Source organism: Flaviaestuariibacter terrae (assembly GCF_054777635.1).
The window spans coordinates 1-557 of sequence record NZ_BAAHAL010000010.1 but is presented as its reverse complement, the minus strand read 5'-3'; the positions used below and the strand labels follow the sequence as shown (position 1 = coordinate 557).

The window sequence follows — 557 nt, the reverse complement described above, 5'->3', positions numbered from 1 at the left end:
GCTGACCCCGGCGCGGCGATGGTATCGACGTATGTGGTTGCCGCGGATGGCACTTTCGAGGAGCCGACGGTTGTTGAGGCGGAGGCGCTGGGATCGTTTGGCGACGCGCAGATCGCTGCGGTGGGGGATCAGGCGGTGGTCTTCGACGGGGAATCCGGGCAGCTGGTCCTGCCGAATGGTGAGGTTGTGACCCTGCCGGATGCTGCCGGCGGCCGGTTGCAGCAGAGCGGACCGGCGGGCAGCTTCGCGGTGGTGGCGACGCCGACGTCGTTGATCAAGCAGCCGCTGAATGGCGGGGATCCGGTCACCACACCGTTGGATTCGACCGGGGTTCCCGCCGCGCCGGTGCAGTTGGATGGTTGTGTTCACGCAGCCTGGGCCGGAGCCGCCGCCTACGTCCGCGACTGCGTCGATGACGCAGGTGACCAGCGCAAGGAAATCCCCGAACTCGGTGCGGAGTCGGAGCTGGTGTTCCGGGTGAACCGCAGTGTGGTGGTTCTGAACGATGTGAACGCAGGGGACGTGTGGCTGGTCCTGCAGAACATGCAGCTCGTGGA

Annotated in this window: 1 protein-coding gene; it reads left to right on the top strand. The window is 66.6% G+C overall.

What is annotated here, in order from left to right:
* On the top strand, positions 1 to 557 hold a 557-nt coding region (locus ACYU7Z_RS16365), incomplete at both ends, for a hypothetical protein (protein ID WP_460572431.1).